Source organism: Pengzhenrongella sicca (genome assembly GCF_017569225.1).
Taxonomy (GTDB): Bacteria; Actinomycetota; Actinomycetes; order Actinomycetales; family Cellulomonadaceae; genus Pengzhenrongella; species Pengzhenrongella sicca.
Genome location: NZ_CP071868.1, coordinates 3991047 through 4003102 on the forward strand (window position 1 = coordinate 3991047; position 12056 = coordinate 4003102).

General features: G+C 69.5%; 11 protein-coding genes. 2 read left to right on the top strand and 9 right to left on the bottom strand.

Going from position 1 to position 12056, the window contains the following annotated elements:
* From J4E96_RS18295 to J4E96_RS18335, 9 genes are all read right to left on the bottom strand, one after another.
* A complete protein-coding gene (locus J4E96_RS18295; RefSeq protein ID WP_227423457.1) occupies positions 1–1053 on the bottom strand; it encodes a C-terminal binding protein in 1053 nt (350 codons plus the stop codon).
* Positions 1038–1835 carry an SDR family oxidoreductase gene (locus J4E96_RS18300; RefSeq protein WP_227423458.1) on the bottom strand — a complete coding sequence of 266 codons (798 nt, stop codon included), beginning with the start codon at positions 1833–1835 and terminating at the stop codon, positions 1038–1040. Before J4E96_RS18300 ends, J4E96_RS18295 begins: the two co-directional genes overlap by 16 nt.
* Positions 1836–1890: 55 nt before the next feature.
* Entirely contained in the window at positions 1891–2667 is a 777-nt protein-coding gene (locus tag J4E96_RS18305; protein WP_227423459.1) for an IclR family transcriptional regulator, read from the bottom strand.
* A gap of 43 nt (positions 2668–2710) precedes the next feature.
* A complete protein-coding gene (gene kduI, locus J4E96_RS18310; RefSeq protein WP_227423460.1) occupies positions 2711–3550 on the bottom strand; it encodes a 5-dehydro-4-deoxy-D-glucuronate isomerase in 840 nt (279 codons plus the stop codon).
* Positions 3551–3647: 97 nt separating this feature from the next.
* Complete coding sequence (locus tag J4E96_RS18315) at positions 3648–5003, bottom strand: MFS transporter (RefSeq protein ID WP_227423461.1); 1356 nt, start codon at positions 5001–5003, stop codon at positions 3648–3650.
* A 462-nt stretch (positions 5004–5465) separates the two neighbouring features.
* On the bottom strand, positions 5466–6281 hold the full coding sequence (locus tag J4E96_RS18320; protein ID WP_227423462.1) for an IclR family transcriptional regulator: 816 nt from the start codon (positions 6279–6281) through the stop codon (positions 5466–5468).
* 60 nt (positions 6282–6341) lie between these two features.
* Positions 6342–7652: a TRAP transporter large permease gene (locus J4E96_RS18325; RefSeq protein WP_227423463.1), complete on the bottom strand. Its 1311-nt coding sequence runs from the start codon at positions 7650–7652 to the stop codon at positions 6342–6344.
* A 14-nt stretch (positions 7653–7666) separates the two neighbouring features.
* A complete protein-coding gene (locus J4E96_RS18330) occupies positions 7667–8173 on the bottom strand; it encodes a TRAP transporter small permease (protein WP_227423464.1) in 507 nt (168 codons plus the stop codon).
* Between the two features lie 26 nt (positions 8174–8199).
* Positions 8200–9246: a TRAP transporter substrate-binding protein gene (locus J4E96_RS18335; RefSeq protein WP_227423465.1), complete on the bottom strand. Its 1047-nt coding sequence runs from the start codon at positions 9244–9246 to the stop codon at positions 8200–8202.
* Between the two features lie 305 nt (positions 9247–9551).
* On the opposite strand from J4E96_RS18335, the gene J4E96_RS18340 reads away from it, so the two are divergent.
* Together J4E96_RS18340 and nhaA are read left to right on the top strand one after the other, a co-directional pair.
* Entirely contained in the window at positions 9552–10505 is a 954-nt protein-coding gene (locus J4E96_RS18340) for a DUF4862 family protein (RefSeq protein ID WP_227423466.1), read from the top strand.
* 186 nt (positions 10506–10691) lie between these two features.
* Entirely contained in the window at positions 10692–11972 is a 1281-nt protein-coding gene (gene nhaA / locus J4E96_RS18345) for a Na+/H+ antiporter NhaA (protein ID WP_227423467.1), read from the top strand.
* Positions 11973–12056 lie beyond the last annotated feature (84 nt).

A 12056-nucleotide genomic window follows, 5' to 3' on the forward strand; every position in this document is an offset into this window, starting at 1 on the left:
TCAGTCTCCTGTCACAGCTGTTGACGGCGCGCAGGTGCTGTTGCGGCCGGGGGTGCCGAGCACCTCGGGGTTGACGATGTTGCGCGGGGCGCGGCCGGCGCACACCTCGAGGACGTTCTCGACGGTGCGGCGCTTGAGCTCGTCGTAGGACTCCTCTGTGTACCAGGCCAGGTGCGGCGTCAGCACGACCGAGTCGAAGGTCGTCAGGGGGTGCCCGGCGGCGAGCGGCTCGGACTCGTGCACGTCGATCGCGGCGCCGAGGATCGAGCCGGCGCGCAGGGCCTCGACGAGGGCGTCGCCGTCGACGACGCCGCCGCGGCTGGTGTTGACGAGGATCGCGTCGGTGCGCATGCGGGCGAGCTCGGCCGCGCCGATCATCCCGCGGGTCTCGTCGGTCAGCGGGGTGTGCAGCGAGATGACCTGGGAGCGTTCGAGCAGCTCGTCCAGGGTGACCGCGGCGAACCCGTGGAACACCTGGCCGGGCGTCGCCGCGACGTCGTAGGCGATGACCTCGTAGCCCAGGCCGGCGGCCTTGCGGGCGGTCGCCGTGCCGATCAGGCCCAGACCGATGATCCCGAACACCCGGCCGCGGGTCTGGAACAGCGGCCGCACGGCAGCCAGGTCGAACGACCCGGCCCGGACCCCGCGGTCCAGCCGCGGGATCCCGCGCACCGCGGCCAAGGTCAGGCCGATCGCGTGGTCGGAGACGGACTCCGTGCCGTAGTCGGGCACGTTGCACACAGCGATTCCACGGGCGGTCGCCGCGGCGATGTCGACCGAGTCCACGCCGACGCCGTAGCGCCCGATCGCGCGCAAGCGCGGCAGGGCGTCCATCACCTCGGCAGTGATCTGCGCGTACTGCACGAGGATCGCGTCGGCGTCGGCCGCGTTCGCGATCAGCTCCGCAGCCGACCGCGACTGCGTGAGCACGAGCTCGGCGCCGGCGGGGTCGGTTAGGTCATGCTCGGGGGCGAACGAGTCGTGGTCGCACTCCGTGATGACGATTCTCGTCGTGGGCTCGGTCGGCATCGCCATGGTCAGCGGGCCAGCCATCCGCCATCGACGGGAAGGATGATGCCGTGCACGTAGTCGGCGGCGTGCGAGCACAGGAACAGCACGGCGCCGGCGATGTCGGACGCCTCGGCCCAGCGGCCGGCCGGGATGCGGTCGAGGATCGCCTTGCTGCGCTCGGCGTCCGCGCGCAGGTCCTTCGTGTTCGCGGTCGCGACGTAGCCGGGGGCCACGGCATTGACGTTGACGCCCTTGTCGGCCCACTCGTTGGCGAGCGCCTTGGTCAGGCCGGCGACGGCCGACTTCGAGGACGTGTAGCCGGGCACGTTGACGCCGCCCTGGAAGCTGAGCAGCGAGGCGGTGTTGACGATCTTGCCGCCGCCGCGGGTCATCATCGACTTGCCGACCTCGCGCGACAGGATGAACGTCGAGCGGAGGTTGACGTCGACGACGTAGTCGAAGTCCTCGTCGGAGTGGATCGCGGCGGGCGCGCGACGGATGGTGCCGCCGTTGTTGATGAGGATGTCGACGTCCAGGGCGGCGAGCGTCGCGGCCAGCTCGGTGACCTGCTCGCGCACGGCGAAGTCGGCGAGCAGCGGCGTGAACTTCCGGCCGAGCGACTCGATCGCGGTGCGCGCGGCGCTCTCGCCCATCGGCATGTCGAAGCTGACGCCGATGATGTCTGCGCCCGCGCGGGCGAGGGACTCGGCGATCGCGAGGCCGATGCCCTGGCTCGCGCCGGTGACGACCGCGATCTTGCCCTCGAGGCTGAACAGGCTCTCGGCGTAGCTGGCCGGGGTGCTGGCGATGGTGGCATTCGTCATGGGGTGATGCTCCTTCTCGGTCGTGCGGGACGGGCGGTGGTGCGTGCTCGTGGTGTCAGGAGGGAAAGCCCAGGGCCGTGGAGAGCTTCTGGGCGGCGGCGACGGCCATCGGGGCCATCGCCTCGATCTGGTCGAAGGTGTGCTCCAGGAGCAGCGTCGAGATGCTGATCCCGTACGCGACGTGCCCGGTGTGGTCCCGGACCGGCGCCGCGACGCAGCCGATCCCGGGCACGTTCTCCTCCCGGTCGAGGGCGTAGCCCAGGCGGCGCACGCTCTCGAGCTCGGCGCGCAGGGCGCCGGGGGTGGTGAGGGTGTGCGGCGTGCGGCCGGGCAGTCCGGCGCGGGCTACGAAGCGGTCGAGCTGGTCGTCCGTGAAGTCCGCGAGCACGTTCTTGCCGATTCCGGTCGAGTGCAGCGGGACCGCCAGGCCGACGCGGGACGGCATCAGGTACGGCCGGTCCGAGTCGGCCCGGACCAGGTAGACGATCTCGTCGCCGCTCACGGCACCGAGGTGCACGGTGCACCCCGACTCCTCGACGAGCGCGTCGGCGAACGGGCGGGCGATCGCCGAGATGTCGATGCGCTGGAGGGCGGTGCCCGCCAGCGACAGGATCTTCGGCCCGGGCAGGTAGCCGCCGTCGTCGGCCACGGCGAGGAACTGCCGGTCGAGCAGCGTCGCGACGATGCGGTGGACGGTGGCCTTGGCCAGTCCCGTCGCGTCGACGACGTCGGTGAAGCGGGGCTCGGCGAGCGCTGCCTCGAGCACAAGCAGGGTCTTCTCGCTCGCGCTCGTCGCCGCCTGGTGCCGAACCGTGCTCACCACCGTGCTCACCGCTGCCTCCTCGTTCTGCCCGACCGGATCCGACGCCGCGCGCTCAGCGCATGTCCGCGATCGGGAACCCGTCCATGTCGTCGAACGCCTGGTTCTCGCCCGCCATGGCCCACACGAACGTGTAGCTCGCCGAGCCGACGCCGGAGTGCACGGACCAGCTCGGGGACACGATGGCCTCGCGGTTGCCCACGACGAGGTGCCGGGTCTCGCTGGGCTCCCCCATGATGTGGATGACGCGCGCGTCGGCCGGCAGGTCGAAGTACAGGTAGCACTCGGTCCGGCGGTCGTGGGTGTGCGCCGGCATGGTGTTCCACATGGAGCCCGGGTGCAGCTGGGTGACCCCCATGACGACCTGGCAGCTCTTGACGCCGTTCTCGTGGATGTACTGGTTCAGCGTGCGGCGGTTCGAGGTCAGCGGGTCGCCGAGCTCGCGCTTGATGCCCTCGCCGGCCGCGACGAGCGTCGTCGGGTAGGCGGTGTGGGCGGGGGCGGAGAAGACGTAGAAGCGGGCCGCGTCGGCGCCGCCCGTCGCGCCCGAGGAGGCCATGACGACGGCGCGCGCGCCCCGGCCGATGTACAGGCAGGAGCCGGTCGCCAGGGCGTACTCGGTGCCGTCGACCGTGATCGTGCCGGCGCCGCCGACGTTGATGATCCCGGCCTCGCGGTGCTCGAAGAAGTACTCGCTCGCGATCTCGGGGAAGGTGCCGAGCTCGAGCGCGACGGTGACGGGGCTGAGCCCGACGAGCACGACGCGGTCGTGGTGGGTGTAGACGGCCTTGACCTCGTCGTCGACGAAGAGGTCCTGGACCAGGTAGCGCTTGCGGAGCTCGGCGGTGTCCATGCCGGGAACGTGCTCGGGGCTCGTGGCGTAACGCTGTTCCATGACTGACCTCTTCACAGGGTTGTTCGGGATGTGCTGGGACGAGCTCCGTGCCGGGTGGAGGCTCAGGCCCCCACCCGGCACGGCAGGCGGGGTGGTGCTAGACGGCGTCTTCCTCGATGAGCAGGTCGCGGTCGACCGTCTCGGGGGCGAAGAGCGTCGTGACGAACGTGATGCCCATGATCACGACCATGTACACCGCGACGGGCCACCAGGAGCCGGTGGTCCACTTGATCAGCGCGGAGCAGATGAGCGGCGCGAGGCCGCCACCGAAGACCGACGAGAACTCGCGCCCGAGGGCCACGCCGGCGTACCGGTAGCGGGAGCCGAAGAGCTCCGGGAAGTACGCGGCCTGGACGCCGACCGTGCCCTGCGACGCGACCATGAAGCCGATCACGATGACGAGGCAGATCAGGACGAGGTTGCCGGTGTTGATCATGAGGAAGGCCGGGAACGAGAAGAGCAGGAGGAAGCCGGTCGTGATCAGGTACATGCGCTTGCGACCGAACTTGTCCGACGCGATCCCGAAGAGCACCGCGGAGAAGCAGGCGCACAGCGCGCCGACGAGCAGGAACTTCGGGATGAGCTTGGCGTCGACGTCCAGGTAGTCGATCAGGTACGCGCCGAGGAACACCTGGTAGAGGTACGAGTGCGCGTTGGCGCCGACGTTCATGAAGAAGATCCGGGCGAGGTGCTTCTTGCCGTTCTTCCAGACGTCCGCGACCGGCGAGACCTCTTCCTTGACGACGCCCTCGACCTTGAGCTCCTCGAAGACCGGCGACTCCTTCACCTTGCGGCGAATGATGTACGCGGCGATCGTGACGAAGATCGAGCTGAAGAAGACCAGGCGCCAGCCGTAGGAGAGTAGCGCCTCATCGGACATGCGCTGGACGAGGATCCAGACGATCGCGGCGGTGGCCGCACCCGCGGCCGCCCCGACGAAGACGAGCGAGGCGTAGCGCCCGCGCTTGCCCTTCGGTGCCGTCTCGGTGAGCAGCACGATGCCGCTCGCCTGCTCGGCGCCGGCGCCGAAGCCCTGGAGGAACCGGACCATGAGGAGCAGGATCGGCGCCCAGATGCCGACGGCGGCGTAGGTCGGCAGGAGGCCGACGGCGAAGGTCGCGGTGCCCATGAGGAACAGCGTGGCGACCATGACGAACTTGCGGCCGAGGCGGTCGCCGTACTTGGAGAAGAACATCCCGCCGAGCGGGCGCGCGCCGAAGCCGACGAAGAGCGTGCCGAAGGACGCGATCATGCCGACCGTCGGGTCGAGGTTCGGGAAGAAGATCTTCCCGAAGATGATGGCCGAGGCGGTGCCGTAGATCGTGAAGTCGAAGTTCTCGAGGGCCGTACCGATGCCGCCGGCCCAGGCCGCGCGGCGCAGGTTCGCCTTGTCGACGGGGGGCAGGACGCTGTCGGGCGCCGCCGCGGGTGGAAGGACGATCTTGTCAGTCATAGTTCACCGTTCTTGTAGGCGCTCGCGTTGCCCGTACCGGCGTCGGTAGAGCGGCAATCAGGGAGCTCTTCGCAGGAGAGCGACGGGGCGACGTGCGCCGCGTAGATCGAAACGACCTTGTCTCGCCTCATCCGGAACTCCTTGATCGGCTCACGAGGTGAGCGCGTGCGTACCCGGGAGTCCTCGGTGAGGCCCGGGCTTTCGGTGTGCCGTCGTATCGCTGTACGGCCGGAACGTCTGCGTTGCGGTCAGGCTGACCCCTACGTCAGTTCTTCAGTGCTGGATGGAACTCAGTTCCGGCACACGGAACAAGGTAGCACCCGTTCGCGGGAAGCGAACTAGGACAAAGGTCTAGCCGCGGTTGTCAGGTGCGCAGAGCTCCGCCGGGTGGTGCGCCCGGAGGGGCGACGGCGGGTCGAACGGTCGGCGTGGACGCGCAGGGACGAGCCGCTACGGAACAGCTCAGGCGTGGTAGCCGAGGGCCGCCGAGATCTGGGCCGCGGCGTCGGTGGCCATGGGGGCCATCGCCTCGATCTGCTCCAGGCTGTGCTCCAGGAGCAGGGTCGAGATGCTGATGCCGTACTTGACGGTGCCGGTGTGGTCGCGAATCGGGGCCGCGACGCAGGCGAGCCCGGGGACGTTCTCCTCGCGGTCCAGCGCGTACCCGAGGGCGCGCACCGACCCGATCTCGGCGCGCAGCGCCCGCGCCGTGGTCAGGGTGTGCTCGGTGCGGCGCGGCAGGCCGGCGCGGACGACGAACCGCTCGAGCTGGTCGTCGGTATAGTCGGCCAGCACCGTCTTGCCTATCCCGGTGCAGTGCAGCGGGACCGCCAGCCCGACCCGGGACGGCATCTGGTACGGCTTGTCGGAGTCCGCGCGGATGAGGTAGATGATCTCGTCGCCGTTGACGGCGCCGAGGTGGACCGTGCAGCCGGAGCGTGCGACGAGCGCCTCGACGAACGGCCGGGCGATCGCGGAGATGTCGATGCGCTGCAAGGCCCGCGCGGCTAACGACAGGCTCTTCGGCCCCGGCAGGTAGCTGCCGTCCTCGGCCAGCGCCACGAACTGGCGCTCGACGAGGGTCCCGATGATGCGGTGCGCGGTCGCCTTGGCCAGCCCCGTCGCCGCGACGACGTCGGTGAACCGCGCGTGGGTGAGCGCGGCCTCGAGCACGAGCAAGGTCTTCTCGCTCGCACTCGAGACCGCCGTCACGGAGATCTGCTCGGACACGGCCGCGTTCGTCACGTCGGGTCCTGCCGCAACGATGTCGGTACTCACGGTCGTGTCCTTCGTCTGTTGTGGTGTCGAACGCCTAACCCTAGTGACAACTCCTGTGTGCTACGGGGTGATGAGCCCGATCGCCGTCGGCAGCCAGAGCGATAGGCCCGGCGTGAAGATGACCATCAGGAGCACCACCACGAGCGCCGCGAAGAAGGGCAGCAGCCGCCGGAAGACGGCCTCGATGCTCACGCCGGCGATCTTGGCGCCGACGAACAGGACGGTGCCGACCGGCGGGGTGATCGTGCCGATGCACAGGTTGAAGATCATCATGATGCCGAAGTGGATCGGGTTGATCCCGAAGCTCACGACCATCGGCAGGAAGATCGGCGTGAAGATCAGTACCGCCGGCGTCGCGTCCATGAAGCAGCCGACGACGAGCAGCACGACCGCGATCATGATCAGGAGGATCACCGGGTTCTCGCTGATCCCGAACATCGTCGACGAGACGAGCGCCGGGATCTTGGCGAACGAGAGCACGAAGCCCATGATCGTCGAGACCCCCACCAGGAAGGTCACGACGGCGGTGGTCCGCGCCGCGTCCATGAGGATCCCCGGCAGCTGCTTGACGGTGATCGTGCGGTAGATGAACGACAGCACCAGCGAGTAGACGACGGCGATCACGGCGGCCTCGGTCGCGGTGAAGTAGCCGAGCAGGATCCCGCCGATCACGACGGCGATGAGCAGCAGCGACGGGACGGCGTCCAGGATCGTCTTGAGCCCCTGGGCGAAGCCGACTTTGCCGGTCGTCTTCAGCTCCGGGTGCTTGCGGGCGTAGAGGTACACGATGACCATGCAGCTCAGCGCCCACATGATGCCGGGGATGTACCCCGCGACGAACAGCGCCGCGACCGACGTGCTCGACACCAGGGAGTACACGATCATCAGGTTGCTCGGCGGGATCAGCATCCCGGACGGGGCCGACGCGATGTTGACCGCCGCGGCGAAGTTCTTGTCGTACTTCTCCTTCGCCTGCAGCGGACCCATCGTCGAGCCGACCGCCGCGGCGGCCGCGATGGCCGACCCGCTGACGGCGCCGAAGAGGGCGTTCGCCGCGACGTTGGTGTGCGCCAGCGAGCCGGGTAGCTTGCCCACGAGCACCTTCGCCGCGTTGATCAGCCGGAGGGCGATGCCCCCGTTGTTCATGATCACCCCGGCGAGCACGAAGAACGGGATGGCCAGCAGGGCGAACGAGTTGATGCCGCGGAACATCTGCTGTGCCGCGGTGAGAACGCCGTTCTCGACCCCGAGGATCGAGAACATGGCGAGGGCGGCGGAGAGCCCGACGCCCACGCTGATCGGTGCGCCGATCGCGAGGAAGACGGCGATCCCGACGATGAGGATGAGGCCTGCGAGTGCTGCGGAGTCCATGGGTCAGTCCCCCTTTACGTGAGATCGAGTTCGGCGTCGGAGTCCACCGCGAGCTCGGCGCCCGTGATGATCCGGATCAGGTGGTAAAGCGTGTACAGCACGGTGAGGACACCGGAGATCGGCAGCGCCAAGTACAGCGGGCCGACGTTGAGCGGGAGGCCGGTGAGGTTCTGGTCCCACGCCAGGTCCACCACGCGGTAGCCGCCCCACACCAGCACGAGCCCCGCGAGCGCGAGGATCGACAGCTGCACGATGACGGCGACGACGAGCTGCACCTTCGGGGGAAGCCTGCGCGCCAGGATGTCGACCGAGATGTGGCCTCGTTCGCCGAACACCAGCGCGGACCCGAAGAGGCCCAACCAGATGAACAGGTACTTCGCGAGCTCCTCGGACCAGCCACTGGGGCTGTTGAGGACCTGGCGGGCGAAGACCTGCCAGACGACGTCGAGCACGAGCGCGGCGAACAGCACCACGCACAGCCACGTCAGGGCTCGGTCGATCGCGTTCTTTACTGCGGTCATGTCAGGCCTCTTCGGGTTGGCGGCAGTTACTCGGCCGCGGCGCGGACCTTGGCGTGGATGTCGCGGATGAAGTCGTTGTCGAGCTTGCTCTCGACCAGCGGCTCGAGCGCGGCGGCGAAGGCGGCCTCGTCGACCTCGTTGAACTTCACGCCGGAGTCGGCCGCGAGCTGCGTGGCCTCCTCGACCTGGGTCTCCCAGAGCGAGCCCTCCTCCTCGACCGTGATCGAGATCTCGTCGAGCAGGACCTCCTGGTCCTCAGCGGACATCGCCGCGAGCACCGTCGGGTTGACGATCAGGTAGTCCGGAAGCATGAGGTGGCGCGTGTAGCTGTAGTACGGCGCGACCTCGGAGTGCTTGACGCTCGTGTAGCTCAGCTCGTTGTTCTCGGCGCCGTCGATCACGCCGGACTGGATGGCGGTGTAGACCTCGCCCATCCCCATGGGGGTTCCGCTGCCGCCCATGAGCTTCATCATCTCGATGTTGGTGTCCGACTCGATGACGCGGATCTTCATGCCAGCGAGATCGGCCGGCGTGGTGATCGGGCCCTTCGAGTTGTACATGTTGCGCACGCCGCCGTGGAATGCGCCGAGCACGTGGATGCCCTGGTCGTCGAGGGACGAGTACAGCTCGGAGACGATCTCCGGGTCGTTCGTCGTCTCGCGCTGGTGCGCCTGCGAGTCGAACGTGAACGGCAGGTCGAACACGACGAAGTCGGGGTTGAAGTTCTCGAGCAGCGGGCCCGCGATCATCGCCATCTCGATCGTGCCGGCCTGGACCAGTTCGATCGTCTCGCGCTGGGCGCCGAGCGTCTCGTTCGGGAAGACCTCAATGCCGTACCGGCCGTCGGTGCGCTCGGTGAGCCGCTCGCCCATCGCGGTGAGCGAGACGGCCTGCGGGTGCGTCGGCTGCTGGTTGAACGCGAGCTTGAAGACGGTGTCGGCGGGGCCGGAGTCGGCCGCCTCCGAGCTGTCCGCCGTGCTCACGGCGGCGCCGGTTCCCGCGCTGCACGCGCTGAACGCGAGCACCGACGCCCCGATCAGAGCGGCGATCGAAACGGCCTTGTTGCGTCTCATGCTGGTGACTCCTTCGTCAGCTCACCTGCGTGAGCGCGTGGCATGGCTGTGCTGGGGCAACGTGCTGGAGGTGCTGGCGGTACTGGAGGTCGCCGTCAGGACGAGCGACCGGGACATCTGCGTCTCGGTTTCGGCGACTCCTGTGTCACCGCTGGGTGGAACATGGTTCCATCGAGCGGAACGTTAGCGTGTAGATTGGGTTCGGTCAAACGTCCAGGAGCGCAACGAAGCGTGGTTGCACTGCAGGAACCGTGACGCGGCGGCCGGCACGGTCGACGGCACTGATCACTCACGACGGAGGATCCATGACTTCCCTTTCCGGCCTGCTTCTCGCCGGCTACGCGATGGCGCCCAGCGACCCCGAGGACGAGGCGGAGTTCTTCGCCGGCGTGGCCGAGCTCGGCGTCGGCGGCCTCGAGTACGCCCTGCCCGTCGAGGGCACGCCGAGCCTCGAGCCGTCCTGGGTGACCCGCAACGTCCGCCCCGACTGGGACCTGCTCGTCACGCTCGTCCCGACCCTGATGGCCCGCCTCGGGAAGGAGCCCGGCTACGGCCTGGGCTCGACCGACGAGGGCTGCCGCGCGAAGGCGCTCGCCGACATCGGCCGCGCGCGCGACCTGGCCGTCCGGCTCGCCGACGAGCACGGCCGACGCCGCGTCGTCGCGATCGAGGTGCACAGCGCGCCCGGGCCGCGCGGCGGCTCGCGCGAGGCGTTCGCGAAGTCCCTCGATGAGATCCTCACCTGGGACCTCGCCGGCGCCGAGCTGCTCGTCGAGCACTGCGACGCGTACCTGCCGGGCCAGTCCGTGGCCAAGGGGTTCTGGAAGCTCGAGGACGAGCTCGCCGCGGTCCAGGCCGTCGGCGTCGCCCCCGAGGTGCTCGGGATGAGCGTCAACTGGGGCCGGTCCGTGATCGAGGGCCGCGACATCGCCCTCGCCGTCGAGCACACGAAGGCGGTCGCCGAGGCCGGGCTGCTGCGCGCGCTCGTCTTCTCGGGCGCCAGCGGCGCCGAGACCGCCTGGGCCCCGGCCTGGGCCGACACGCACATCTGGCCGCGCGGCGACGACCCGGCGCTCGCGCTCGCGTCCGACTCGCTGCTGGGCCCGGCCGAGATGCTCGACACGCTCCGCGTCGCGGGCGACGTGCCGCGCGTCGGGCTGAAGATCGCCATGCGTCCGGCGGACGCCAGCGTCGCCACGCGGCTCGCCGTCGCCAAGGCCGCGCTGACCGAGATCGCCGTGGCCCAGGCGAGCCTCTAGCCGCAGGAACCCGCACCACCTCGCGGGTGGGCGCGTCCTGCGCTCACCCGCGAGCACGACCGAGCTGGGGACCGATCGGGACGAGGGCGTCCCGATCCGGAGAATCCCCCGGTCGGAGAGCTCTGTCTGTTCGAGGCGCCGCCCGCCGTGGTGCGGCGCTCATCCCGAACTACCCTGGGGACCCCCATGAGTGACCGCCCGACCCTGTACAGCCGCCTGACTCCCGGCGGCGAACGCAACTTCGCGGACGACCTGCGCGCCGAGAACACCGGCGCGATCCTGCTCCTGCTCGGCGCCGTCGTCGCCCTCGTCTGGGTGAACTCGCCGCTGCGCGACTCGTACGCCGCGCTCAGCGAGATCACGTTCGGGCCGGCGGCGCTGCACCTCGACCTGACCGTCGCCGAGTGGGCGACCGACGGCCTGCTCGCGATCTTCTTCTTCGTCGTCGGCCTCGAGCTCAAGCGGGAGATGGTCGACGGGCAGCTCCGGCGGCCCTCGACCGCGATCGTGCCGATCCTCGCGGCCGTCGGCGGCATGGCCGCGCCCGCGGCGATCTACGCGCTGATCAACGCCACCTCGGCCGGCGGCTCGATGCACGGCTGGGCAGTCCCCGTCGCGACCGACATCGCCTTCGCCGTCGCGGTCCTGACCGTCTTCGGCAAGCGCCTGCCCACGGCGCTGCGCGCCTTCCTGCTGACCCTCGCCGTCGTCGACGACCTCCTCGGCATCGTGGTCATCGCGATCTTCTACGCCGACGGCCTGCAGTTCGCCTGGCTGGCGGCGTCGTTCGCGACCATCGCCCTGTTCGCGGTCCTCGTGCGTCGGCGCGGGATGACCGCGTGGGTGCTCGTCCCGCTCGCGGTCGCGGCCTGGGGGTTCATGCACGCGTCCGGCGTGCATGCCACGATCGCCGGCGTCATCATCGGCTTCACCGTGCCGGCGCTGGCCCGCGGGGCCGAGTCGATCAGCATCGCCGAGCACCTCGAGCACCTGTGGCGCCCGGTCTCCGCCGGGTTCGCCGTGCCGGTCTTCGCGCTTTTCGCTGCGGGAGTGTCACTAAGCCCCGACGACCTCGCGAGCACGGCCGGCGATCCCGCCGCGCTGGGGGTCGCGTTCGGGCTCGTGCTCGGCAAGCCGATCGGCATCCTCATCGCGACGTTCCTCCTGGTCAAGCTCACGGGGGCGAGTCTCGACCCGTCCGTTCGCTGGCCCGACCTGATGGCCGTGTCGGTCGTCGCGGGCGTCGGCTTCACGGTGTCGCTCCTGATCGGCGAGCTCTCGTTCGCGCCGGACTCCCCGCACAGTGCGCACGTCAAGGCGGCGGTGCTCATCGGCTCCCTGACCTCGGCCACGCTAGGCGCCGCCCTCCTGACGTGGCGCACCCGAGTCCACCTCACCCCCCGCCCCCACCCCCACCCCACCGAGTTTTCAGAGGATCCGGCGCGGAATTCGCACCGACTCCCCTGAAAACCGGGCCGGGGCCATCCAGCCGGTGCCGGTTTTCAGGGGAATCGGTGCGGGAGACGGACCGATTCCTCTGAAAACCGGGTT

Coding starts and splice junctions, on each gene's coding strand:
- J4E96_RS18340 (WP_227423466.1), top strand. CDS start 9,552: ATGACTTCCCTTTCCGGCCTGCTTCTCGCCGGCTACGCGATGGCGCCC.
- J4E96_RS18300 (WP_227423458.1), bottom strand. CDS start 1,835: ATGACGAATGCCACCATCGCCAGCACCCCGGCCAGCTACGCCGAGAGC.
- nhaA (WP_227423467.1), top strand. CDS start 10,692: ATGAGTGACCGCCCGACCCTGTACAGCCGCCTGACTCCCGGCGGCGAA.
- J4E96_RS18325 (WP_227423463.1), bottom strand. CDS start 7,652: ATGGACTCCGCAGCACTCGCAGGCCTCATCCTCATCGTCGGGATCGCC.
- J4E96_RS18330 (WP_227423464.1), bottom strand. CDS start 8,173: ATGACCGCAGTAAAGAACGCGATCGACCGAGCCCTGACGTGGCTGTGC.
- J4E96_RS18315 (WP_227423461.1), bottom strand. CDS start 5,003: ATGACTGACAAGATCGTCCTTCCACCCGCGGCGGCGCCCGACAGCGTC.
- kduI (WP_227423460.1), bottom strand. CDS start 3,550: ATGGAACAGCGTTACGCCACGAGCCCCGAGCACGTTCCCGGCATGGAC.
- J4E96_RS18295 (WP_227423457.1), bottom strand. CDS start 1,053: ATGGCTGGCCCGCTGACCATGGCGATGCCGACCGAGCCCACGACGAGA.
- J4E96_RS18335 (WP_227423465.1), bottom strand. CDS start 9,246: ATGAGACGCAACAAGGCCGTTTCGATCGCCGCTCTGATCGGGGCGTCG.